23 protein-coding genes are annotated in these 22,175 nt (G+C 70.6%); 17 read left to right on the top strand and 6 right to left on the bottom strand.

Features of this window, described 5'->3' with window-relative positions; translation table 11 throughout:
* Window positions 1-2: 2 nt before the first annotated feature.
* The 4 genes from E6R18_RS12500 to E6R18_RS12515 are packed head-to-tail and all read right to left on the bottom strand — an operon-like array spanning window position 3 to window position 3,402.
* Entirely contained in the window at window positions 3-854 is an 852-nt protein-coding gene (locus E6R18_RS12500) for a fumarylacetoacetate hydrolase family protein (protein WP_136316962.1), read from the bottom strand.
* Window positions 851-1,321 carry a nuclear transport factor 2 family protein gene (locus E6R18_RS12505; RefSeq protein WP_136316963.1) on the bottom strand — a complete coding sequence of 157 codons (471 nt, stop codon included), beginning with the start codon at window positions 1,319-1,321 and terminating at the stop codon, window positions 851-853. The genes E6R18_RS12500 and E6R18_RS12505 overlap by 4 nt, the downstream gene beginning before the upstream one ends.
* The gene (locus E6R18_RS12510; protein ID WP_136316964.1) at window positions 1,318-2,616 is read right to left on the bottom strand and encodes an FAD-dependent monooxygenase; all 1,299 of its coding nucleotides are present in this window, start codon (window positions 2,614-2,616) and stop codon (window positions 1,318-1,320) included. Before E6R18_RS12510 ends, E6R18_RS12505 begins: the two co-directional genes overlap by 4 nt.
* Before the next feature lie 39 nt (window positions 2,617-2,655).
* Window positions 2,656-3,402: a dienelactone hydrolase family protein gene (locus tag E6R18_RS12515; RefSeq protein ID WP_168712335.1), complete on the bottom strand. Its 747-nt coding sequence runs from the start codon at window positions 3,400-3,402 to the stop codon at window positions 2,656-2,658.
* 203 nt (window positions 3,403-3,605) lie between these two features.
* On the opposite strand from E6R18_RS12515, the gene E6R18_RS12520 reads away from it, so the two are divergent.
* The 5 genes from E6R18_RS12520 (at window position 3,606) to E6R18_RS12540 (ending at window position 9,875) form a co-directional block, all read left to right on the top strand.
* Entirely contained in the window at window positions 3,606-4,649 is a 1,044-nt protein-coding gene (locus E6R18_RS12520) for an ABC transporter permease (RefSeq protein WP_136316966.1), read from the top strand.
* Window positions 4,650-4,716: 67 nt separating this feature from the next.
* Window positions 4,717-5,874, top strand: coding sequence for a substrate-binding domain-containing protein (locus tag E6R18_RS12525; RefSeq protein ID WP_136316967.1), 1,158 nt, complete (start codon window positions 4,717-4,719; stop codon window positions 5,872-5,874).
* Window positions 5,871-7,487 (top strand): sugar ABC transporter ATP-binding protein, encoded by a 1,617-nt coding sequence (locus tag E6R18_RS12530; protein ID WP_240799709.1) that lies wholly within the window; start codon window positions 5,871-5,873, stop codon window positions 7,485-7,487. The genes E6R18_RS12525 and E6R18_RS12530 overlap by 4 nt, the downstream gene beginning before the upstream one ends.
* The gene (locus E6R18_RS12535; RefSeq protein ID WP_136316968.1) at window positions 7,484-8,530 is read left to right on the top strand and encodes an amidohydrolase family protein; all 1,047 of its coding nucleotides are present in this window, start codon (window positions 7,484-7,486) and stop codon (window positions 8,528-8,530) included. The genes E6R18_RS12530 and E6R18_RS12535 overlap by 4 nt, the downstream gene beginning before the upstream one ends.
* A gap of 25 nt (window positions 8,531-8,555) precedes the next feature.
* Entirely contained in the window at window positions 8,556-9,875 is a 1,320-nt protein-coding gene (locus tag E6R18_RS12540) for a DUF3500 domain-containing protein (protein WP_136316969.1), read from the top strand.
* 12 nt (window positions 9,876-9,887) lie between these two features.
* Here E6R18_RS12540 and E6R18_RS12545 read toward each other — a convergent pair whose 3' ends face one another.
* Window positions 9,888-10,547, bottom strand: a complete 660-nt coding sequence (locus E6R18_RS12545; protein ID WP_136316970.1) for a GntR family transcriptional regulator — start codon at window positions 10,545-10,547, stop codon at window positions 9,888-9,890.
* Window positions 10,548-10,597: 50 nt separating this feature from the next.
* Here E6R18_RS12545 and E6R18_RS12550 point away from each other — a divergent pair, with 50 nt between their 5' ends.
* Genes E6R18_RS12550 through E6R18_RS12570 form a run of 5 tightly spaced genes read left to right on the top strand, consistent with a single transcriptional unit; the run spans window position 10,598 to window position 14,475 of the window.
* Window positions 10,598-11,353 (top strand): hypothetical protein, encoded by a 756-nt coding sequence (locus tag E6R18_RS12550; RefSeq protein ID WP_136316971.1) that lies wholly within the window; start codon window positions 10,598-10,600, stop codon window positions 11,351-11,353.
* Window positions 11,350-12,060, top strand: a complete 711-nt coding sequence (locus E6R18_RS12555; RefSeq protein WP_240799710.1) for a GntR family transcriptional regulator — start codon at window positions 11,350-11,352, stop codon at window positions 12,058-12,060. Before E6R18_RS12550 ends, E6R18_RS12555 begins: the two co-directional genes overlap by 4 nt.
* 2 nt (window positions 12,061-12,062) lie before the next feature.
* Entirely contained in the window at window positions 12,063-12,848 is a 786-nt protein-coding gene (gene hpaH / locus E6R18_RS12560) for a 2-oxo-hept-4-ene-1,7-dioate hydratase (RefSeq protein ID WP_136316973.1), read from the top strand.
* The gene (locus E6R18_RS12565; protein ID WP_136316974.1) at window positions 12,833-13,639 is read left to right on the top strand and encodes an aldolase/citrate lyase family protein; all 807 of its coding nucleotides are present in this window, start codon (window positions 12,833-12,835) and stop codon (window positions 13,637-13,639) included. The genes hpaH and E6R18_RS12565 overlap by 16 nt, the downstream gene beginning before the upstream one ends.
* A gap of 11 nt (window positions 13,640-13,650) precedes the next feature.
* Entirely contained in the window at window positions 13,651-14,475 is an 825-nt protein-coding gene (locus E6R18_RS12570; RefSeq protein ID WP_136316975.1) for a siderophore-interacting protein, read from the top strand.
* A 301-nt stretch (window positions 14,476-14,776) separates the two neighbouring features.
* On the opposite strand, the gene E6R18_RS12575 is transcribed toward E6R18_RS12570, so the two are convergent.
* A complete protein-coding gene (locus tag E6R18_RS12575) occupies window positions 14,777-15,553 on the bottom strand; it encodes an IclR family transcriptional regulator (RefSeq protein WP_136316976.1) in 777 nt (258 codons plus the stop codon).
* Between the two features lie 69 nt (window positions 15,554-15,622).
* Here E6R18_RS12575 and E6R18_RS12580 point away from each other — a divergent pair, with 69 nt between their 5' ends.
* The 7 genes from E6R18_RS12580 to E6R18_RS12610 are packed head-to-tail and all read left to right on the top strand — an operon-like array spanning window position 15,623 to window position 22,067.
* The gene (locus E6R18_RS12580) at window positions 15,623-16,783 is read left to right on the top strand and encodes a cupin domain-containing protein (RefSeq protein WP_206308269.1); all 1,161 of its coding nucleotides are present in this window, start codon (window positions 15,623-15,625) and stop codon (window positions 16,781-16,783) included.
* Window position 16,784: 1 nt separating this feature from the next.
* On the top strand, window positions 16,785-17,612 hold the full coding sequence (locus E6R18_RS12585) for a fumarylacetoacetate hydrolase family protein (RefSeq protein WP_136316978.1): 828 nt from the start codon (window positions 16,785-16,787) through the stop codon (window positions 17,610-17,612).
* Complete coding sequence (locus E6R18_RS12590; RefSeq protein WP_136316979.1) at window positions 17,609-18,244, top strand: maleylpyruvate isomerase family mycothiol-dependent enzyme; 636 nt, start codon at window positions 17,609-17,611, stop codon at window positions 18,242-18,244. The genes E6R18_RS12585 and E6R18_RS12590 overlap by 4 nt, the downstream gene beginning before the upstream one ends.
* 13 nt (window positions 18,245-18,257) lie before the next feature.
* Window positions 18,258-19,526 (top strand): FAD-dependent oxidoreductase, encoded by a 1,269-nt coding sequence (locus E6R18_RS12595; protein WP_346764983.1) that lies wholly within the window; start codon window positions 18,258-18,260, stop codon window positions 19,524-19,526.
* Window positions 19,523-20,716, top strand: coding sequence for a thiolase family protein (locus tag E6R18_RS12600; RefSeq protein WP_136316980.1), 1,194 nt, complete (start codon window positions 19,523-19,525; stop codon window positions 20,714-20,716). The genes E6R18_RS12595 and E6R18_RS12600 overlap by 4 nt, the downstream gene beginning before the upstream one ends.
* A complete protein-coding gene (locus E6R18_RS12605; protein ID WP_136316981.1) occupies window positions 20,713-21,405 on the top strand; it encodes a 3-oxoacid CoA-transferase subunit A in 693 nt (230 codons plus the stop codon). The genes E6R18_RS12600 and E6R18_RS12605 overlap by 4 nt, the downstream gene beginning before the upstream one ends.
* Window positions 21,405-22,067 (top strand): 3-oxoacid CoA-transferase subunit B, encoded by a 663-nt coding sequence (locus E6R18_RS12610; RefSeq protein ID WP_136316982.1) that lies wholly within the window; start codon window positions 21,405-21,407, stop codon window positions 22,065-22,067. Before E6R18_RS12605 ends, E6R18_RS12610 begins: the two co-directional genes overlap by 1 nt.
* Window positions 22,068-22,175: the final 108 nt, after the last annotated feature.

Raw genomic sequence — 22,175 nt, forward strand, 5'->3', positions numbered from 1 at the left:
GCTCAGCCCTCGGCGATGACGCGGTTCTCGATGTGGCCGAGGCCCTCGATCTCCGCGCGGACGACGTCGCCGGTCTTGAGGAACCTGCCCTGCGGCGCGCCGATGCCGGCCGGCGTGCCGGTGGCGAGGATGTCGCCGGGCATGAGCGTGAAGACCTGCGAGAGATAGGCGATCTGCTCGTAGATGTCGTGGATCATGTCGTTCGTCGGCCAGTCCTGGCGGACCTCGCCGTTGACGCTGAGGGTCATCCGCAGGTCGTGCGGGTCGGCGATCTCGTCGTCGGTGGTCAGCCAGGGGCCGATCGGGCCGTGGGTGTCGAACGACTTCCCGAGCGTGAACGTCGGTGACCTCTTCTGCAGCCAGTCGCGGACCGACACGTCGTTGGTGACGAGATACCCGGCGATGACCGAGCGGGCGTCCTCGACGGACACGTGCTTGCAGCGTTGGCCGATCACCACGCCGAGCTCGATCTCGTAGTCGAGGGCGTCGGAGATGTTGGGCTTCATGATGCCGTCGTAGGGTCCGGCGATGCAGGAGACCTGCTTGTTGAACCACATCTGGTACTCCGGTACCGGGATGCCCGCGGCACGCGCCTCCTCGGCGTGCTCCTTGTAGTTCATGCCGATGCCGAGGTACTTCTGCGGGTTGTCGATCGGGGCCTCGAGGACCACGTCGGCCAGTGCGTACGACGGGCCGCCGGCCGCGAGGATCTCGTGCTTCAGCGAGGGCAGCAGGGGCAGGATCGACCGCAGCGACGTGCCCCCGACGACATCGGAGATGTCGGTGACCCGGTCGCCGTCGACACGGCCCAGCCGCGTCGGCCCCTCTGCGGTGTGGAAGCGTGCGATCTTCACTGCTGCTCCTCCTGAGCGATCCTGTCGAGGCCGGCCTTCTCCTCGGCGGTGGGGCTCCAGACGTGCTCGCCGTCCGGGGTCATCTGGAAACTGACGAAGCGCCAGGCACCGTGCTCGCAGCGCCGCAGTACCTGGATCACCTGGCCGGCGACCGTGCGCTCGGAGCCGTCCGGACTGCCGAGACGGTTGATCAGACGGCCCGTCATGATCGCGACGTCGCCGATCACACGGATGGTCAGATCGCCCCGGGTAACGCCCTTGTAGGGCGCGCGGGTGGCGACGTGCTCCAGGAGCTGGGCCTTCGTGTGGGTGAGGCCGGGCGCGTGGGTGTGGATCAGTGACTCGTCGTACAGGTCGCGCAGGGTGTCGAGGTCGATCTCCTGCAGCGCCTGCTGACGGCGCTCCTCCACTTCGAGGATCGCCGCGCGCGTGGCCTCGTCGGCGAGGACAACCGGGGCGACGGTCATGCCTTGGCTCCGTACTCTTTGAGGTCGTCGGTGCGGTAGCCCGTGGCCTCGCCGGCCTCGAAGCCGGGACGGGGCGAGCCGACCAGCGCGTGGTACTTGCTGAAGATCCCGTCGGCCTCCGCGAGCGGGAGAACCTCCTCGATGTCCTTGATGGGGGTGCCTCCGGTGCGCTCGGCGACCATGCGGCGGATGACTTCGTAGCCCTCACCGCGCATGTTCATCACGATCCGGTTGACGGCCTCGCGGCGGGCCGCGTCGTAGGCGACGAAGGCCGCGTGCGGGTCGTCCGGGGTCTCGGCGAGCTTCTCCACGATGACGCGGGCGTCGATCATCGCCTGGGTGATGCCGTTGCCGCCGCGCGGGTACATCGCGTGGGCGGCGTCGCCGAGCAGGACGACCCGGCCGTCGACCCAGTTGTCGAGCGGGTCGTGGCGGATCAGGGGGAAGAGGTAGACCTCGCGGGCCTCGCGCATCATCCGCCGGACGTCGAGGAAGGGCAGATCGACGGTGTCGAGGAGCGGGATGACCTCGCTGATGTCTCCGACCTGGTTCCAGTCCTCGATGGTCTCCTCGCCGTTGGTCTCGGCGACCCAGTTGACCAGTGTCTTGCCGGTGCCCTCGAAGTCGTCGGCGATGGGGTAGACGATCATCGAGGCGATGCCGGGGTCGCCGATGTGCAGGATCGTGTGGCCGTTGCGGAAGGGCTCCATGACCGTGGTGCCGCGCCACATGGTGATGCCGGAGAAGTGCGGCTCGGAGAGGTCGGGGGACATCTGCCTGCGGATGGCGGACTTGATGCCGTCGCAGGCGATGATCGCCGCGTGGCGCACCTGCTCCGTGCGGCCGTCGGCGTGCTGGAGGTCGAGCGTCGCGCCGGTCTCGTCCTGCGCGTAGCCGGTGGCGGCGGCGCCGAGGCGGATCGCGTCCGCGCCGAGCCGCTCGACCGCGGTCCGGTAGAGCAGCATCTGGAGGGTGCCGCGGTGCACGAAGCGCTGTTCGTGCAGGTAGCCCATGTGCACGCCGCACTTCTCGGCGTATATCTCCTGGCCGAAGTGGTTGTAGAAGATCGAGTCCTCCGCGTCGACGGAGATCGCGCGGAACTCCTCCAGCAGGCCGAGGTCGTCGATCTCGGCCGTGCCGACGGTCTTGATGTCGACGCCGACGCCGAGCGGCTTGAGCTCGGGTACGGCCTCGTACACGACCGGGCGGAAGCCCTTCTGGTGCATGCGGAGAGCGGTGAGCAGGCCGGCCGGCCCCGCTCCGATGATCGCGATGTCGAGATCGGTGGTGGTCATGTCATTGTCCTCGTCGGTTGAGGGGGCATGGGCGGGTGGTCAGAAGGCCGGAGCGGAGAGCTCGGCGAAGAAGCCGGTGGTGGCCACCCAGGCCCGCGCGGCGCTGCGCGCGTTGTGGGCGAACACCTCGGGCTGGGGGGAGTCGGCGGCCTTCGGGCTGGTGAAGGCGTGGGTGGTGCCGCTGTAGAGGTGGAACTGGTGGTCCAGCCCGGCGGAGCTCAGGTGTTCCTCGAGCCGGTGCCGCATGTCAGGCGTCGCCATCGGGTCGTCGGCGCCGATCGCCAGCAGTACGGCGCCCGATCCCGGAGTGCTCCAGTCCTGGTCGAGCAGGTCGAGCCCGGGGTGCACCGCGGCGACGCCGGCGACGTGGGCCCCGGTGCGGAGGTACTCGAGCGCCGAGGAGCCGCCGAAACAGTAACCGAGCAGGGCCAGCGGACGTCCGGCGAACTCGGGCTGCGCGTCGAGCGCCGCGTGGGCGGCGGCGACGCGCCCCAGCCACCGGTTGCGGTCCTGGGCCATGCCACCGATCAGCGGCCCGATCTCGGTGACCGATGAAGGCGTGGCGCGCTCGCCCCACACGTCGGCCAGGAATACCGGATGCCCGGCCTCGGCGAGCCGCGTCGCGGTGCCGATCATCTCCTCGCTGAGGCCGAAGGCGTCGTGGATGAGCAGGACCGCGACGGCGGCGAAGCGGCCGGCTGCTTCGCCCTGGGGCGCCACGACCAAGCCCAGCATGCGGGTCCCCTCGTGCTGGTACTCGACGTCACGACCGGCTGCCTGAGTCACGTGTGCCCTGCCTCTCTGTGTAGGGGGTATGGCATGCGCCACACGGTGATCCGAAACCGTAGGCGAGATCGTGTACGATTTCAACCACGATTTGGGGGGCGCAAAGGGGGTTGCGTTACAGGTGATTCTGTATATGGTTTCGCACACGATTCTGAAGTTCGGCACCATAGCCCGCACGTACCAGTCAGGGAGCGCCTGATCCCATGCCAGAGATGCCCACGGCCACCGGGCCGACCACCGGCGTGAAGTCGCCGCCCGCACCAGCCCCCGTGCCGGCCGCCCCTGTGAAGCACGGCGGCGGCGGAGCCTGGTTCGCCTCCCGCTTCGCCGTCATCGGCGTCTGGATCGCGCTCGCGGTCTTCTTCTCGGCCATCCGTCCCGACACCTTCATGACATCGGGCAGCCTCAAGGTGGTCTTCGGCAGTCAGAACCAGGCGGCACTCGTCTTTCTGACCGCCGCCCTGCTCTGCACGATCATCGTCGGCGAGTTCGTCGACATGTCGGTCGCCTCCAACTTCGGGCTCTCGGCCATCATGCTGACGGCCCTCAACGTCAACCACGGGTGGAATGTGTGGGCGGCGGTGCTCGCCTCGATCGTCCTGTCCACCGCGGTGGGCACCGTCAACGGCTGGCTGGTCGTCAAGGTCGGCGTCAACACCATCGTGGTGACGCTCGGCATGGGCACCTTCCTCCTCGGAATCGCGCTCTGGGTCTCCGACCTGATGCCGGTCAGCGGCCTTCCCACGGATTTCAAGGACATCGCGCTCCTGCCCGTCGCCGGCCTTCCGATCAGCTTCTTCTACGGGCTCGCGCTCATGCTCGGGTTCGCCTACGTCTTGCACTTCACGCCGCTGGGCCGCACCATGCGCTTCGTCGGTGAGAGCCGTGAGGTGAGCCGACTGGCCGGTGTGCGCGTGACGCGGTTGCGCATCGGGGCCTTCACGACCGGGGGCCTCATCGCCGGCGTGGGAGGGGTGCTTTCCGCCGCGGCCACCGGCGGCTTCGACCCCAACGTGTCGCAGAGCTACCTGATGCCGATCTTCGCGGCGACCTTCCTCGGCACGGCGATCCTGCAACCGGGACGGTTCAATCCGATCGGCACCTTTATCGCCGTCTTCTTCCTGGCGACCGGTGTGCTCGGACTCCAGCTCCTGGGCGCGACCTCCTGGGTCACGAGCGTCTTCTACGGCGGCGTCCTCGTCGTTGCCGTGACCATCTCGACCGTACTGCGCAGCCGCTCGCGCTGATCACCCGCCGGTCGCTCTCCGGATCAGCCCCCGCCACCGTCATTCTCAGCAGACAACGGAGTTCGCCATGAGACCCGCACGTTCCACCCGTCGCGCCCGCACCTGGGCCGCGGCCGCAGGCATCGCCCTCCTCGCCGGCTCCCTCGCCGCCTGCGGCGGTGACTCGGAAGACACCACGTCCGCCGGCGACGACGTCTCGGCTTCTGCGGCCGGCGACGAGCTGGCCACCGCGATGAAGGCGCTGGACGCCTACCCCGTCCCGACGGAGAAGCTCGACAGGATCGGCTCCGTCGCCGGAAAGACGATCTTCTACGTCCCGCTCACCAAGCAGGCGCCGCAGTTCACCACCACGGAGAAGGCCCTCGCCGTCGCCGCCGAAGCCGCGGGCCTGCGCCTCCAGGTCTGCGACGGCAAGGGAACGCCGACCGACATCGGCGGCTGCATCGGCCAAGCGACGGACGCCAAGGCCGCGGCCATCATCGCGGACGCCATCCCCTACGCGCTGGCGGCCAACGGCTTCGACGCCGCGCAGAAGGCCGGAGTCCCGGTCGTTCTCAGCAATCAGGTGCCCGACCCTGCCCACCCGGCCTCCAAGACGCTCGCCTGGGTGCCGGTCCCCGGAAGCGAGCAGCAGATCCGTCTCTTCGACTGGATCGCCTCGGACTCCAAGGGCAAGGCCAACATCCTGGTCAACCAGAGCTCCGACGGCCCGTCGCCCACCCGCTACGTCGCCGACGGCAAGGCCGCGCTGAAGAAGAGCTGCCCCGGCTGCAAGCTGACGATCAACAAGGTCACGTCCTCCAACTTCGCGCTCGTCCCCTCCTCGACCAGCGCCGTGCTGCTCAAGGAACCGGCCATCAACTACGTCGACGCGCAGTTCGAGCAGTACCTGCAGCCGACCCAGGGCGGTGTCCAGCAGACGTCGCGCACGGACATCAAGGTCGTCACCGGCTCCGCCTCCCTCGGCGGCCTGAAGGCCCTCAAGTCCGGCTCGCTGACGGCCGTCACCGCTCAGGCCGCGGCCTTCCAGGGCTGGGTCAACACCGACGCGGCGCTGCGCCTGATCCTCGGCCAGCCGATGCCGGAGTACAACATCCCGACCCGCCTGTTCACGAAGGACAACATCGACGACGTCGAGCTGACCGAAAAGGCGGAGCTCTCCGGCGAGTGGTTCGGCCCGGTCACCTTCACCGACGACTTCAAGAAGCTGTGGGGCACCGCGTGAACGGGCTCCCTGAGCAGGCCCCTGCGGGACGGGCCGGTCTCCCGCAGGGCCCCCGGCTCGCCGTCGAGGGGGTCTCGATGACCTTCGGCAGCGCCACGGTCCTGCGCGACGTCACCATGGACGTGCGTCCCGGAGAGATCCATGCCCTCATCGGGCAGAACGGGTCGGGCAAGTCCACCCTCGCCAAGATCCTCACCGGCCTCTACCGCCCCGACGCCGGCAGCCGTGTCATGGTCGACGGCGCCGACCTGCGACTCCCGATCCGGCCCGACGAATCCCGCGCTGCCGGCGTCGGCGTCGTGCACCAGAGTCTTGGCCTCGTGGCCGACGCCACCGTGCTGGAGAACACCCGGCTCGGCCGGTTCCAGGGGTCGCGCTTCCTGCGCCGCATCGACTGGCGGGCGGAGGCCGAGGCGATCCAGGCCGTCTTCGACCGGCTCGGCCCGCGCAGAATCCCGCTCGACGCCAAGGTCGCGGACCTGCACGAGGACGAGAAGGCGGTCGTCGCGATCGCCCGTGCTGTGCAGGACCTTGCGGAGGGCGGCGGCGTCATCATCTTCGACGAGTCGACGCGCGCCCTCGGCCGCGAGTCGCTTGAGCGGTTCTACGGCCTGCTCGACCGCATCGTCGCCACCGGCACCTCGGCCCTGCTCATCACCCACCGTCTGGAGGAGGTAGTCGAGGCCGCCGACCGGGTCACCGTGCTCCGCGACGGCGAGATCGTAGTGGCCGGCCAGGAGGTCGAGGGTATGACCAAGTCAGACCTCGCCCACCTCATGCTCGGGCGCGAGGTCGAGGGCCTCGATCGCCGCTCGGCCGCCGCCACGGCGACCGACGCCGCCCCCGTCGTGGTCGGCGGCCTCGTCGGGCGCAACGTCCGCGAACTCTCCCTGTCCATCCTGCCCGGCGAGGTCGTCGGCGTGACGGGACTCAGCGGGTCGGGCCACGACGACGTCCCCTACCTGATCAGCGGCGTCTCCCAGGCGGAAGGCGGCACCGTGACCCTGCCCGCGGGGCGGGTGGCGTTCAAGGGGCTGTCGCCCGCCACCGCGATCAGGAACGGCATCGCGCTCGTCCCGGAGGGCCGCGAGACGGCGGGGATCTGCGGCGGGATGAGCGTCACGGAGAACATCTCATTCCCGCAGACGTGTGCCGGCAGGGCCTCCGGCAAGGTGAGGCCGCTCGACAGCGGGAACGAGAAGCGGCGTGCGGCCGAATGGATCGAGCGTCTCGACGTGCGGCCCCCGTGGCCCCACGCGATGCTCAAGAACCTGAGCGGCGGCAACCAGCAGAAGGTGCTCCTGGCCAAGTGGCTGGCCACCGACCCGGCGCTGCTGGTGCTCCACGAGCCCACCCAGGCCGTCGACGTGGGGGCGCGCAAGATCATCGTCGAGGCGGTCCGCGGGGCTGCCCGCGAGGGTCGCGCCGTTCTCGTCGCCGGCTCCGACGAGAACGAGCTCGCGCTGCTGTGCGATCGCGTACTCGTCTTCAGCGACGGTGTCGTCGGGCGCGAGCTCACGGGTGAGTTCACGCCGCACGACATCGTCGAAAGCATCTACACCGACAGCTCGCGCGCCAAGCTGCGCGAGCGCAACCCGCAAGGAGTGTCATGACTGTCGTCGACATCAACATCCACCACCTGCCCGAGGACCTGTTCACGAACGAGAAGATCCTCAACGGCTTCCTCAACAGCGCTCCGCGCGGCTTCGGCGAGCTCGCCAGCGTCATCACCATGGAGGACGGCAAGAAGCAACTGGTCCTGGAGAAGCCGAAGGGCTACCCCAACCTCAACTACGTCGAGGGTGACTACTCGACCGAGGCGAAGCTGAAGGCGATGGACGACGCCGGTGTCGACTACGGCATCATGCGCGTCCCGGTCTGGCAGGAGTGGCTCGGCCTCGAGACGTGCAAGGCGGTCAACGACAACGCTGCCAAGATCGTTGCTGAGTCCAACGGCCGCCTGTTCTCGACCGCCTGCGTCCCGCCGTGGGGCGGCAAGGAGAACATCTACGAGCTCGAGCGCTGCCTCGACAACGGCGCCGTGGGCGTCCAGCTCGCCTGCCACTACGGCCAGCTCTACCTCGACGACGAGGCGTTCAAGCCCTACCTCAAGGTGCTGAACGACAAGAAGGTCCCGGTCATCGTCCACCACACGCCGCTGCCGGTGGAGTGGAAGTCGGTCATCGACTACCAGAACTTCCGCCGTGAGTACGGCCGCATCATCGACCAGGGCATCGCGGTCGGGCGCGAGCTCTTCAGTGGCATGTTCGACGAGTTCCCCGACCTCAAGTTCATCCACACGATGTTCGGCGGCAACTGGTTCGCGGCCACGGCTCTGCTCACCCCGCACGCCCCCAAGGCCGGCGAGGCGATGCAGCGCCTGTCGACGACGGGTGGCGACAAGATCAAGCAGTACCTCGACAACAACATCTTCTTCGACCTCACGCACCCGCACTCCTGGGGCAAGATCCAGGTCGAGGCGGCACTGAAGATCAACGGTGCCGACCACTACATGTTCGGCTCCTCGTTCCCCGTCTTCCGCTCCTGGATGAGCCAGGGCGTCGACTTCGTCAAGAACGAACTCGACATCAGCGACGCCGAGCGCGACGCCGTTTTCTACGGCAACGCGAAGAAGATGTTCAACCTCCCGATCTGACCCGCACCCGAGCAGAGTGAGACCGATGAGCGCCATACCTGACGAGGACATCGACGGCTTCTTCACGACCTCTCGCACGACGGGCCGTGAGGCGGCGGTCGAGCTCACCGACGACAGTTATCGCACCTTCCTGCTCGACCTCGATGACCCCAAGCTCACCGAGGTCCGCGGGATGGCTTACGAGGAGTTCGCCCAGAACCGCTACCAGGCGCCCTTCCTGCGCGACCTCCTCGACCACTGGGACGGCCTCTACCGTGAGCCGTTCGTCGGGATCACCTCCGACGGCACGGTGCGCGAGGGGCTCTACGCCCTGCCGGGCACCGCGCCGTCGGACACCGGGAGCAGGCCCTCCGAGGCCGCCGCTCGCTTCCTCGGAATCCTCACCCCCGGTGAGCTGGACGCGGTGCGCTATGACATCGACGCACCGCAGTGGCGGGCATGGAGCAACCCTGAGTTCATGGTCTACCGCGTGGGGCTGCGGATGGAGGTGCTCAGCGACGACAAGACGTCGGCGATCCACGACATCCTCCGCGCGTCGCTGAGCGCCGAGGGCTACGCCCGGGTCTCGGGTGCGATGGAACTCAACGGCCGCCTCGGCGGGCTGGTCGGCCTGCCCACGGTCATGAACCGGCACAGCTACTGGTTCTCCGTCTTCGGCGACCCGTTGGCGGGCGCGATGGGTGAGCCGTGGGGCTGGCAGCTCTTCGGCCACCACGTGGCCCTCAACTTCGTCTCCGTAGGGGGCAGGCACGTCATCGCACCGGTCTTCCTCGGCGCCGAGCCCGCGCTCATGGACGACGGCGTCCACGAGCCGCTCTTCGCGGCGCGGGAGCGGCTCGCCCTCGAACTGGCCGGTTCCCTCACGGCCACTCAGCGCGCCCGGGCCGTCGTCTTCGAGTCCGTACTCGACCCGGCGATGCCGGAGGGGCGGCTGCATCCCGCCGACGAGCGACACGTCGCCGGCGCGTTCCGTGACAACCGGGTGATCCCGTACGAGGGGATTCCGGCGGACGAGCTCGACGGCGCCCAGCGCGACCTGCTGCGCCGCGTCGTGGCCGACTTCCTGCACCTGCTGGTCGAGGGGCAGCGCGAGCCGGCCCTCGCGGAGTACGACGCGCACATCGACGAGACGTGGTTCTCCTGGTACGGCGCGACGGACGGTTCGCAGCCGTTCTACTTCCGGGTGCACAGTCCGGTACTGATCGCCGAATTCGACGATCACGCCGGGGTCTGGCTGGGCAACAAGCTGCCCGCTCGGTTCCACGTGCACACGACGCTCCGGCACCCCAACGGCAACGACTACGCCAAGGCGCTCATAGCCCGGTGGCGCGAGCGGGGTGAGTGATTCGTGCCCCCGTCAGATCCGCTGGTCGGGCAGAGTGGCCTCGTACTTGGTGACCGCCTCGATGGTGTTGATCTCGTGCTGCTTGGCGGCCGCTTCGATGGCCTCGGCCGACGCGCCCGACTCGACGAGCTGGAGGATGCCCTCGTGCTCGGCGATGGCGGCCTGGGCGCGGCCGGGGGCGTACCAGAAGGCCGACTTGCGGACGATCTCGAGCCGGGCCCACTCGTTGTCGACCATGTCTACGAGGCGGCGGTCGGGGCAGCGGCACGCGAGCAGCTGGTGGAACTCCCGGTTGAGCCGGCCGAAGCGGGCCGGGTCGAAGTCGGCGAGCGCCTCCTTCATCTGCCGGTCCAGCGTATGGGCCGCCGTGAGGTCGGCCTCGGTCAGGTGGGGCGCCGACAGTGCCGTCGCGTAGCCGCCGAGGCGGGCCACGATGTGCAGGCCCCGCTGCCACGCGTCGGTGTCGAACGTCGCCACCAGCGCGCCGACGTTGGGCACGATCTCCACCCAGCCCTCGGCCTGGAGCCGACGCAGCGACTCGCGCCACGGCACCGAGCTGATGCCGTGCTCGCGCACCAACTGGTCGATGACCAGGCGATGCCCGGGGCCATAGGTGCCGTTCATGATCCGTTCCTTGAGGATCACGAATGCCTTCTCGGTCTTGCTAGCCATGCAGTAAATCCAACCACAATTCCGTACACGATGTTGGAGCGAGCCCTCCTTTGAACAGCACACCCGCTTCCTCCCTGACCCCGGCGCTGCGGGCGAAGCTCGCGTCGGCGCCCGCCGCCGGACTCTCGGCCCAGCTGCGCCGCAAGGGCCTCGAAGGCGTGTTCATCGACGGTGTCCATCCCTTGGTGGCGGGACAGAAGTTCGTCGGCACCGCCCGGACGTTGCGCTTCGTCCCCTTCCGCGAAGACCTCTTCAAGACCCATGGCGGCGGCTACAACGCGCAGAAGCGCACCTTCGACGCCGTGGAGGAGGGCGAGGTCCTCGTCATCGAGGCGCGCGGCGAGAAGGGATCGGCCACGCTGGGCGATGTCCTCGCGATCCGTGCCCATGCCCGCGGTGCCGCGGCAATCGTGACCGACGGCGGGGTGCGCGACGCCGAAACCGTCGCCACCGTGGGTATCCCCGTCTTCGCGGCGGGACCGCACCCCGCCGTGCTCGGCCGCAAGCACGTCCCCTGGGACGCCGACCTCACCATCGCGTGCGGCGGTGCCACCGTGCAGCCCGGCGACATCCTCGTCGGCGACACCGACGGGGTCGTCGTGATCCCGCCGGGGATCGCGGAAGAGGTCGCCGACGCCGCCATCGCCCAGGAGGAGGAGGACGGCTGGATCGCCCGGAAGGTCGCCGAGGGACACTCCGTCGAGGGGCTCTTCCCGATGAACGCCGAATGGCGCACGAAGTACGAGGCCGAACGCTCCGCCCGGCCGGGCACGGCGCCGTCGGACGCGGCGCGGGCCTCCTCGTGACCCGGACCCGGCCGGCACCGGCCGCGAGCAAGTCGCGGGTCGCCTACGAGTGGATCCGGGAGCGGATCACGTCCGGGGCATTCGGTCCCGGCCACCGACTCGTCCTGACGACGCTCGCCGCCCAGCTCGGCATGAGCGTGGTGCCGGTCCGCGAGGCCATCAGCCGCCTCACCGCCGAGGGCCTGGTGACCTTCGAGCACAACGTCGGCGCGAGCGTCTCCATGGCCGACCCGGACCGCTACATCCACGCGATGGAGGTCATCACCGTGCTCGAGAGCGCGGCGACGGCGCGCGCGACCCCGCACCTCACCCCGCGAGACCTGGCGCACGCCCGGGAACTCAACGCGGCGATGCGCGGCGGACTGAGCGACTTCGACTTCCGGCGCTTCACGGCGCTCAACCAGGAGTTCCACCACACCCTCTACTCCAGGTGCCCCAACCCCCGGCTTCTCGAAATGGTCGAGGCGGAGTGGTCCCGGCTCGGCCACCTGCGCGACTCGATCTTCGGGTTCGTGCCCCACCGGCCCCGGGAGTCGGTGTGCGAGCACGACGACCTGCTCGACCTCATCGAGGGGGGCGGGACGTCCGAGCAGGTGGAACAGGCCGTGCGCCGGCACCGCACCGGCTCCCTCGATGCCTTCCGCACCCACAAGAACCACGGCGCCCCCGGTCCCCATCGCGGTGACAGCGTCCACCAAGGAGCCTGACCATGCTTCCCGACCAGACCCTCACCGAACTCGCCGCCGAGCTCGAGCGGGCACACGGCGACCGCGCTGTGCTTCCGCGCATCACCGCCCGGTATCCCGAGGCGACGGTGGAGGATTCGTACGCCATCCAGGGGTTCTGGCGCGACCGGCGGATCGCGGCCGGCCGCCGCCTCATCGGCCGCAAGATCGGTCTGACGTCCAAGGCCATGCAGGCGGCGACGGGCATCTCCGAGCCGGACTACGGCGTGATGTTCGACGACACCGTCTGGGAGAACGGCGCTGTCGTGCCGTTCGACGAGTTCTCCAACGTCCGCATCGAGGTCGAGCTCGCCTTCCTGCTCAAGGCGCCGCTCAAGGGCCCCCACTGCACCGTCTTCGACGTGCTCCGGGCGACGGAGTACGTCGTCCCGGCGCTGGAGATCCTCAACTCGCACCTCGAACTGGAGGGGCGCACGATCGTCGACACCATCGCCGACAACGCCGCCTACGGCGGCCTGGTGCTCGGCGGCACCCCCGTCGCACCCGACGCGGTCGACCTGCGCTGGGTCTCCGCGTTGCTCTACCGCAACGAGACGATCGAGGAGACCGGCGTCGCCGCCGGTGTGCTCAACCACCCCGCCACGGGCGTCGCGTGGCTGGCCAACAAGCTCCACCAGCACGGCGCCGGCCTCGACGCCGGCGAGCTGATCCTGGCCGGATCCTTCACCCGGCCGATGTGGGTGTCGTGCGGCGACACGGTGCTCTGCGACTACGGAACGATGGGAACGATCTCGTGCAGCTTCCGGTGAACCTTCCGCCGACCTTCCGTGAGGCGCTCGCCGCCTCCGACCGCCCTTTGACCGGCATGTGGGTGTGCAGCGGCAGCCCGCTCGTCGCCGAGATCTGCGCGGGCAGCGGCCTCGACTGGCTGCTGATCGACATGGAGCACAGCTCCAACCAGCTCGAGCCGGTGCTCGCGCAGCTCCAGGCGGTCGCCGCCTACCCGGTCAGCCCGCTCGTCCGGGCGCCGGGCCTGCTGCCGGTCATGATCAAGCAGATCCTCGACCTCGGTGCCCAGAACATTCTGATGCCGATGATCGACACTCCGGAGCAGGCCGAGGCGGCCGTGCGGGCGGTGCGCTACCCGCCGCGTGGCGACCGCGGGGTCGGATCGGCCCTCGCGCGGTCGGCCCGGTGGAACCGCGTCGACGACTACCTGGCCAACGGGGACGACCATGTCTCGCTCTTCGTCCAGATCGAGTCGGTCACCGGCGTCGGGAACGCCGCCGAGATCGCTGCGGTCGACGGCGTCGACGGTGTCTTCGTCGGTCCGTCCGACCTCGCCGCGTCGATGGGCCTGATCGGCCGGCAGGCCCACCCCGACGTGGTAGCCGCGGTCGAACGGGCCTTCGGGGCCGTGAGTGGCGCTGGCAAGCCCGTCGGCGTTAACGCCTTCGACCCTGCTGTCGCGTCCGCCTATCTCGACCGGGGCGCGTCGTTCGTCCTCGTCGGCGCCGACGTCGCCATGCTCGCCCGAGGCTCCGAAGCTCTGGCTGAGCGGTTCATCGGCGCGCCCCGCCCGGGCCGCGCCGGCAAGTGAAGGAGCACCCCTTGTCACTCCCCCCGGACTCCGGCCGCCCCCGAGGCGAAGGCCGTCCCGGCGGCCCGCGCCGCCGGCCGCCGCGCCAGGTCGAGGTCGTCGACGTCAGGCCGCTGACCCCACGCATGGTGGCGGTGGTGTTCGCCGGCGAGTCCCTCGCCGGCTTCGCCGAGCCCGCCCCGACGGCGCACATCAAGCTCTTCCTGCCCGACGCCGAGGGCAACGTCGCGCGGCCGGTGGTCGGCCCGGACGGCCACCTCGAATGGCCCGACGGCCGACCGACGATGCGGACGTACACACCCCGGCGCTTCGATGCCGAGGCCGGCACCCTCGAGGTCTGGTTCGTTCTGCACGGCGACGGGCCGGCCGCGCGGTGGGCCGCGCAGGCCGAGCCCGGCAGCCGTGCCGCCATCGGCGGCCCGGGCGGCCGCTTCTCCGTCCATCCGACGGCGACCTCATGGTGGATCGGCGGCGACGAGAGCGCCCTGCCCGCGATCGCCACGCTGCTCGAAGCGCTGCCGGACGACGTCACCGGTCAGGTGCACCTGGAGGTCGAGGGCCTTGAGGCCCGCGTCGGCCTGCCGGCGCATGCGGGTGTCGAGGTGACCTGGCACGACCGGGTGGGCGGGCCGGGCGCTGCCCTCGTCGACGCGCTCCACCGAGATGGCCTCGGGGACGACACGCACGTCTGGATCGCCTGCGAGGCGTCGGCGGTCCGCGAGGCCCGGTCGTACCTCCTCGGCGACCGGGTGCTGCCGCGCCCGCAGGTAACGACGCGTGGCTACTGGCGCGTGGGCGAGGCCAACCACCCCGACCACGACTTCGGCGAGGACTGACGGACGTGCCAGTCGTGGGCCGACGGGTGAAGCCGTCCCGCCCCGCCCGCTGCTCGCCCCCGGCCGCCCTGGTGAGGCCGTGCGGCCAATGAGGTCAGGCGTGCGCGCGCCGCCAGTGGCGCACCCGCTCGTCGAGCCTGGGCGGCGGCAGGGATGCCCCGCCGGGCGATTCACGCGCGACCTGGGCCACGAAGACCGCGCCTTCGGCGGTAGCCAGTGCTCCCGCGTAGCCCGGTGTCCGGGCGGCCCCCGCGGTGGGGCCCGGGGACGTCGTTGCCCCGTCAGGCTGACGAGCCGGGCTCTACGGCTGGTCGGCCAGGTCCTCTTCAAGGGCGTGCGCCGCGGCCTCCAGCGTGGCGACGAGGGAGCGCAGGCGCTGCGGGTCGTAGCGCACACTGGGCATCGAGACGGAGAGGCCGGCCAGCGCGGCGCCGTCCCGGCCGCGCACCGGGACGCCGACGGCGACGAGACCGCGTTCGGACCGCTCCCTGTTGACGGCGAAACCGTTGCGGCGCAAGCGCCTGAGCTCCGTCCGCAGCCGCGCGAGGTCGGGGCGGTCGGCCGGGCGGTCGCGGTAGCGCTCGGGGGCGTGGACCTTCTCCAGCTCCTCGTCGGCCAGGTCGGCGAGCAGGAGGAGTCCCGCCGTGGTGCGGTGGGCGGGGAAGACCATTCCCTCCCGGGACCCCACCCGAAGGGCCTGCCGGCACTCGACGCCGGCGATGAAGCGCACCGTCTCCCCGGTGCGCACGATCAGGTTCGCCGTCTCGTCGAGGAGATCGACGATCCGACGCAGGTGGGGAAGGGCCGTCGTGCGCAGCCGTGACACGAGCGACTGGGAGTGGGCGGCCAGCTCCAGCACCGGGCCCGCGCGGTAGACGCGGTCCTCGCCCCGCACGGCGAAGTCCCGGTAGACGAGCATCGCCAGGATGCGGTGTGCCGTCGACCGGGCGACACCCAGGCGCTCCGAGAGCTGCGCCACGGTCGCGCCGCCCTCCATCTGCAAGATGGCCGCCGCTCGCAGCGCATGGTCCACGCTGGCGATGGGATAGGGGGGCGGCGTCTTCAGCGGCTTGTCCATGGCGACCTTTCGAATTCTGCTGTGCAGAATTTACATGTTCCATCAGCAGACGCCATGCACGCTGGCTCCGTGACTGAGTCCTCCCTCACCCAAGACATCGCCACGGGCTCCCCGGTGCGGCTCCAGGCCGTCACCACCGAGGGGCAGCCCGAGGTCACCCCGGCGCTCGAGGAGCTGTACCGGGGCTTCGAGCAGGAACTGCTCGTCCCGCTGTGGACCGAGATCGGTGACCTGATGCCCGCCTACCCGCGCTCGCGCGCCGTGCCGCACCTGTGGCGCTGGGAGCGGCTGCGCGAGCTGGCCGCACAGGCCGGCGACATCGTGCCGGTCGGGCGGGGCGGGGAGCGTCGCGCGATCGCGCTGGCCAACCCGTCCCTCGGTGGCAGGCCCTTCGCCACCCCGACGCTGTGGGCGGCCATCCAGTACCTGATGCCCGGCGAGGACGCCCCAGAGCACCGGCACACCCAGCACGCCTTCCGCTTCGTCGTCGAGGGCTCCGGTGTGTGGACCGTCGTCGGCGGCGACCCCGTGCCCATGAACCGGGGTGACTTCCTGCCGCAGTCCGGCTGGAACTGGCACGCCCACCACAACGCCACCAGCGAGCCGATGGCGTGGATCGACGGCCTGGACATCCCGTTCCAGTACGTCACCGAGGCGCAGTTCTTCGAGTTCGGCCGCGACGAGATCAGCGACGCCGAGCGGACCACCCCCGAGCGCTCCTGCTCCGAGCGCCTGTGGGGCCATCCTGGCCTGCGTCCGCTGTCGGCCGTCCCCGCCACACCGGGCAGCCCGCTGCTCTCGTACAAGTGGGAGTACACCGACGCCGCGCTTGCCGACCAGCTGCTGCTGGAGAAGGAGGGCTTCGGTGGCGCCGTCGAGCCCGGTCACGCCGCCGTGCGCTATTCCAACCCGCACGACGGTTCCGACGTGCTGCCGACGATCCGCGCCGAGTTCCACCGCATCGTCCGCAGCGCCGAGACCGCGCCGGTGCGTGAGACCGGCTCGTCGGTCTACCAGGTCTTCGACGGCTCCGGCGTGGTGACCGTCGGCGCGAAGTCCTGGACGGTGACGCGCGGCGACCTGTTCGTCGTCCCGTCCTGGGAGCTGTTCTCCGCCAGGTCCGAGGCCGGTACGACCGACTCCGACTCCGGGTCCCTCGATCTGTTCCGCTTCTCCGACGCGCCCGTCTTCGAGGCGCTCAAGCTCGACCGCACGCAGAAGGACGCCTGACATGAAGCTCGCCACCCTCCGCACCGCCGACGGCACCCGGGCGGTCCGCCTCGACGGCGACCTCCTCGTCGACCTCGGGTACGCCGACCTGGGCGAGCTGTTCGCCGAGGACGGCTGGCAGGCGAAGGCCGCCGCCGCGAGCGGCACCACCTACCCGGCCGACGGCGCGGACTTCGCGCCGGTCGTGCCGAACCCCTCCAAGGTCGTCTGCGTCGGCCACAACTACACCAACCACATCAAGGAGATGGGCCGGGACCTGCCCGACCACCCGACCCTCTTCCCGAAGTTCGCCGACACGCTGCTGGGCGCGGGCGACGACATCGTCAAGCCGGCCGAGACCGACGCGCTCGACTGGGAGGTCGAGCTGGCCGTCGTCATCGGCGAGCGGGTGCGCCGTGCCGACGAGGAGCAGGCCGCCGACGCCATCGCCGGCTTCACCGTCATGAACGACGTCTCGGCGCGCGACTGGCAGTTCCGCACCATCGAGTGGACCCAGGGCAAGATCTGGGAGGCCACCACCCCGGTCGGCCCCTACGTCGTCACCCCCGACGAGGTCGGCGGCGTCCGCCCCGCGCTCCAGGTCAGGACGACCGTCGACGGGCAGGTCATGCAGCAGGACGACACCGGAACGCTGCTGTTCGACCCGGTCTTCCTGGTCCAGTACATCTCCACCGTCATCACCCTGCGCCCGGGCGACATCATCGCCACCGGCACCCCCGCCGGCGTGGGCAACGCCCGCGACCCCAAGGTCTTCCTGCTCCCCGGCCAGACCGTGGTCACCGAGATCACCGGCCTGGGTGCCTGCACCAACAGGGTGGTCGAGGCATGACCGACGGCACGCGGACGTTCACCGACGCGCGCGCGTGGGCCCGTACGGGCACCGAACTGCTGCTCGACGCCGTCGCGAGCCTCGACGAGGCCGCCTTCGCCGCCCCCAGCGCGCTGCCGGACTGGACCCGGAAACACCTTGCCGCGCACATCGCCGCCAACGCCGACGCGCTGGGCAACCTGGTGCACTGGGCGGCCACCGGCGAGGAGACGCCGATGTACGCCTCCGCCGAGGAACGCGCCGCCGGCATCGCCAAAGGCCCCGCTCTGTCGGCCGACGAGCTCCGCTCCTGGCTGACTGCCTCCGCGCACAAACTGGCGGCGGGACTGGACGGGCTCACCGACGAACAGTGGGGGCGCGAGGTCGTCACCGCCCAGGGCCGTACCGTCCCCGCCATCGAACTCCCGTGGATGCGCGCCCGCGAGGTGTGCGTCCACGCCGTCGACCTCGGCACCGGCGTTGTCGCCTTCGCCGACCTCCCGAGGGGCTTCCTGACCGCCCTGGTCGCCGAGATCGGCGGCAAGCGCGGTCTGACCGAGCTGCCCGACGGCCCGCTGCCCGAGGTCGCTGCCTGGCTGGCCGGCCGTCCCCACTCGCTCGCCGACGCTTCCGAGCTCGGCCCGTGGCTGTAGAGGAGTGCATCCCATGTCCCATCCAGATGTGATCGTCGTCGGCGGCGGCATCGGCGGCCTCGGCGTGGCGTTCTCACTGACCCGCCAAGGTCAGAGCGTCCGCCTGCTGGAGAGTGCCCCTGCCTTCGGCGAGGTCGGCGCCGGTATCCAGCTCGCCCCCAACTGCACCCGCATCCTCGACGACTACGGCCTCCTGGAGGAGGCCAAGAGCCTCGGCGTCGTCCCGGACGCGATGGTCATGCGCGACGCCGTCGACGGCGACGAGCTGACCCGGCTCGACCTGCGCGACCTGGAGAAGCGTTACGGCTACCCGTACCTGGTCATCCACCGCAGCGACCTGCACGGCCTGCTGCTGCGGGCTTGCGAGCGCGCCGGTGTCGAGCTGGTCAACGACGCGCAGGTGACCTCGTACGAGAACACCGACGGCGGCGCCCGCGTGACCGTCGCCTCCGGCGCGGCCCACGAGGCCGGCATGGTGATCGCCGCCGATGGCCTGCACTCTCCCGCCCGCAAGCTGTTCGTCGACGACGAGCCCGTCTCCTCGGCCTACGTCGCCTACCGAGGCACCGTTCCCGCCGAGCAGCCGCGGGTGAGGTCCGTCGACCTCAGCGAGGTCGTGGTGTACGTCGGCCCCGGCTGCCACTTCGTCCACTACGGTCTGCGCGGCGGCGAGATGCTCAACCAGGTCGCGGTCTTCGAGTCGCCCAAGGCGCTGGCCGGCCGGGAGGACTGGGGCACGCCGGACGAGCTCGACGCCGCCTTCGCCGAGACCTGCGGCTTCGTCCGGGACGGCCTGCCCTTCATGTGGCGGGACAAGTGGTGGCGCATGTTCGACCGCGACCCGATCATGAACTGGGTCCACGGCCGGATCGCGCTGCTCGGTGACTCCGCGCACCCGCCGCTGCAGTACATCGCGCAGGGCGCGATCATGGCCATCGAGGACGGCTGGGTGCTGGGCGAGCACGTCGCCCGCAACCGAGCCGGGGATGGCACGGTCGACTGGACGGCCGCGCTCGCCGCGTACGAGGCCGTCCGTCCGGAGCACTGCCGACGCGTGCTGACCACGTCCCGCACGTGGGGCGAACTGTGGCACCTCGACGGTCTCGCCCGCGAGCAGCGCAATGCGCTGCTGGGCGCCCGCGACACCTACGACTACGCCTTCACGGACTGGCTGTACGGCCCGACCGCGTTGACACCGGACGAGGAACCGGAGATGTTCACGCCGATCCCGCTGGCCTCGGCGGCAGCCGGGGAACCGGTGACGGCGGGGGGCACGGCATGAGCGACGCCTACCTCTACGCGGCGGCCCGCACCCCCTTCGGCCGGTTCAACGGAGCCCTCGCCGGAGTGCGCCCCGACGACCTCGCCGCCACCGCGCTGACCGGCCTGCTGGCCAAGGCGCCCGGCCTGGACCGCGCCGCGATCGGCGACGTGGTGTGGGGCAACGCCAACGGCGCCGGCGAAGACAACCGCAACGTCGGCCGGATGGCCGTACTGCTGGCCGGACTGCCGGTGAGCGTGCCCGCCACCACTGTGAACCGGCTGTGCGGCTCCGGCCTGGACGCGGCGATCATCGCCTCGCGCACCCTGGAGTCCGGTGACGCGGACGTCGTCGTCGCCGGGGGAGTGGAGTCCATGACCCGCGCGCCCTGGGTGCTGCCCAAACCGGACCGCGCCTTCCCCGCCCACGACGTCACGGCCGTCTCCACCACCCTGGGCTGGCGGCTGGTCAACCCCGCGATGCCGAACGAGTGGACGGTCTCGTTGGGGGAGAGCAACGAACTGCTCCAGGAGAGGTTCTCCCTCCCCCGTGAGCGCCAGGACGAGTTCGCGGCGCGCTCGCACCGGCTCGCGGCACGGGCCTGGGACGACGGCTTCTACGACGACCTGGTCCTCGCCACCGACGGGCTCACCCGCGACGAGTGCGTCCGGTCCGACACGGGCCCCGGCAGACTGGCGGCTCTGAAGCCGTCGTTCCGCCCGGACGGGACGATCACGGCCGGCAACGCCTCCCCGCTGAGCGACGGGGCGTCGGCCGTACTTCTGGGTACCGAGGCGGCGGCCGACCGGATCGGGCTGGCCCCCGTCGCCCGTATCGCCGGCCGTGGCGTGCACGCGGTCGAGCCGCAGACGTTCGGCTTCGCCCCCGTGGAGGCAGCCGAGCAGGCGCTGCGCCGGGCCGGGATCGGCTGGGGCGACGTCGGCGCGGTCGAGCTGAACGAGGCGTTCGCCGTACAGTCGCTCGCCTGCGTGGACGCCTGGGGCATCGACCCGGAGATCGTCAACACCCGAGGCGGCGCCATCGCCCTCGGGCATCCGCTGGGCGCCTCCGGCGGCCGGCTGCTCGGCACCCTGGCGAAGGTGCTGCGCGAACGGCGACAGCGCTGGGGCGTCGCGGCCATTTGCATCGGTGTGGGCCAGGCCCTCGCCGTGGTGCTGGAGAACGTGACCGGGGAGGTGAGCCGGGGATGAGTACGACCATCGCCGCGACGGCCGACGAGGCCGTGGCCGGCACCGAGGACGGCTCGACGGTCCTGGTGGGCGGCTTCGGCTTGGCGGGCATGCCGTTCGACCTCATCGACGCCTTGATCCGGCAGGGCGCCGGCGACCTGACCGTGGTGTCCAACAACGCCGGCAACGGGGAGGTCGGCCTGGCCGCGCTGCTCAAGGCGGACCGGGTGCGCAAGGTGATCTGCTCCTTCCCCCGGCAGAGCGACTCCTACGTCTTCGACGAGCTGTACCTGGCCGGCCGGGTGGAGCTGGAGGTCGTACCGCAGGGCACCCTGGCCGAGCGGATGCGGGCCGCCGGGGCGGGCATCGGCGCCTTCTACAGCCCCGTCGGCGTCGGCACCCCGCTGGCGGAGGGCAAGGAGGTCCGGGAGATCGACGGACGCGCCCATGTCCTGGAACACCCGATCAAGGGGGACGTGGCCCTGGTCTCCGCGCACCGCGCGGACACCGTGGGCAACCTCGTCTACCGCAGGACGGCCCGGAACTTCGGCCCCGTCATGGCCACCGCCGCCACCACCGTCGTGGCCCAGGTCACCGACATCGTGCCCGCCGGGGAGATCGACCCGGAGACCGTGGTCACCCCTGGCATCTACGTCGACCGCCTGGTACGGGCCGAGGCCCGCCGGCTCACCGTGCAAGGAGCCCGCTGATGACCACCACCGCGCCGGAGCACACCGACCGGGGCCCGCTCACCACCGACGAACTCGCGGCCCGCATCGCTCGCGACATCCCCGCCGGTTCCTACGTCAACCTCGGCATCGGACAGCCGACCCGGATCGCCGAGCACCTGTCACCGGACGCGGGGATCGTGCTGCACACGGAGAACGGCATGCTCGGCATGGGCCCGGCCGCGGCGGACGACGAGGTCGACCCCGACCTCACCAACGCCGGGAAGGTCCCGGTCACCGAGCTGCCCGGGGCGGCCTACTTCCACCACGCCGACTCCTTCGCGATGATGCGCGGAGGACACCTCGACGTGTGTGTCCTCGGGGCGTTCCAGGTCTCACAACACGGTGACCTGGCCAACTGGCACACCGGCGACCCCGACGCCATCCCCGCCGTGGGCGGCGCGATGGACCTCGCCGTCGGGGCGCGGCGGGTGCTGGTGATGATGAAGCTGTTCGCCCGCGGCGGCGCCCCCAAGCTGGTGCCCGCGTGCACGTACCCCCTGACCAGTGCGGCCTGCGTGAACCTCGTCTACACCGACCACGGCGTCTTCGATCCCGGTCCGGACGGGGTGCGCGTGCGCGAGACGTACGGCATCACCGTGGCCGAGCTGCGTGAACGGCTGTCCGTCGATCTCCTCGTCTGAATCGAGGAGCCGGTGCCATGACGGCCCACGGCACCGGTCGGCTCCCCGGCGCTTTACACGGCGTTCGTCGTGAAGCCGGTCCGTACAGCGGGTGTGCGGCGGGGCACT

Origin of the sequence: Streptomyces sp. A1277 (assembly GCF_004795015.1) — a bacterium.
In the GTDB taxonomy this organism is placed as follows: Bacteria; Actinomycetota; Actinomycetes; order Streptomycetales; family Streptomycetaceae; genus Streptomyces.

Coding starts and splice junctions, on each gene's coding strand:
- E6R18_RS12505 (WP_136316963.1), bottom strand. CDS start 1,321: ATGACCGTCGCCCCGGTTGTCCTCGCCGACGAGGCCACGCGCGCGGCG.
- E6R18_RS12510 (WP_136316964.1), bottom strand. CDS start 2,616: ATGACCACCACCGATCTCGACATCGCGATCATCGGAGCGGGGCCGGCC.
- E6R18_RS12520 (WP_136316966.1), top strand. CDS start 3,606: ATGCCAGAGATGCCCACGGCCACCGGGCCGACCACCGGCGTGAAGTCG.
- E6R18_RS12525 (WP_136316967.1), top strand. CDS start 4,717: ATGAGACCCGCACGTTCCACCCGTCGCGCCCGCACCTGGGCCGCGGCC.
- E6R18_RS12535 (WP_136316968.1), top strand. CDS start 7,484: ATGACTGTCGTCGACATCAACATCCACCACCTGCCCGAGGACCTGTTC.
- E6R18_RS12540 (WP_136316969.1), top strand. CDS start 8,556: ATGAGCGCCATACCTGACGAGGACATCGACGGCTTCTTCACGACCTCT.
- E6R18_RS12545 (WP_136316970.1), bottom strand. CDS start 10,547: ATGGCTAGCAAGACCGAGAAGGCATTCGTGATCCTCAAGGAACGGATC.
- hpaH (WP_136316973.1), top strand. CDS start 12,063: ATGCTTCCCGACCAGACCCTCACCGAACTCGCCGCCGAGCTCGAGCGG.
- E6R18_RS12575 (WP_136316976.1), bottom strand. CDS start 15,553: ATGGACAAGCCGCTGAAGACGCCGCCCCCCTATCCCATCGCCAGCGTG.
- E6R18_RS12585 (WP_136316978.1), top strand. CDS start 16,785: ATGAAGCTCGCCACCCTCCGCACCGCCGACGGCACCCGGGCGGTCCGC.
- E6R18_RS12590 (WP_136316979.1), top strand. CDS start 17,609: ATGACCGACGGCACGCGGACGTTCACCGACGCGCGCGCGTGGGCCCGT.
- E6R18_RS12595 (WP_346764983.1), top strand. CDS start 18,258: ATGTCCCATCCAGATGTGATCGTCGTCGGCGGCGGCATCGGCGGCCTC.
- E6R18_RS12600 (WP_136316980.1), top strand. CDS start 19,523: ATGAGCGACGCCTACCTCTACGCGGCGGCCCGCACCCCCTTCGGCCGG.
- E6R18_RS12605 (WP_136316981.1), top strand. CDS start 20,713: ATGAGTACGACCATCGCCGCGACGGCCGACGAGGCCGTGGCCGGCACC.
- E6R18_RS12610 (WP_136316982.1), top strand. CDS start 21,405: ATGACCACCACCGCGCCGGAGCACACCGACCGGGGCCCGCTCACCACC.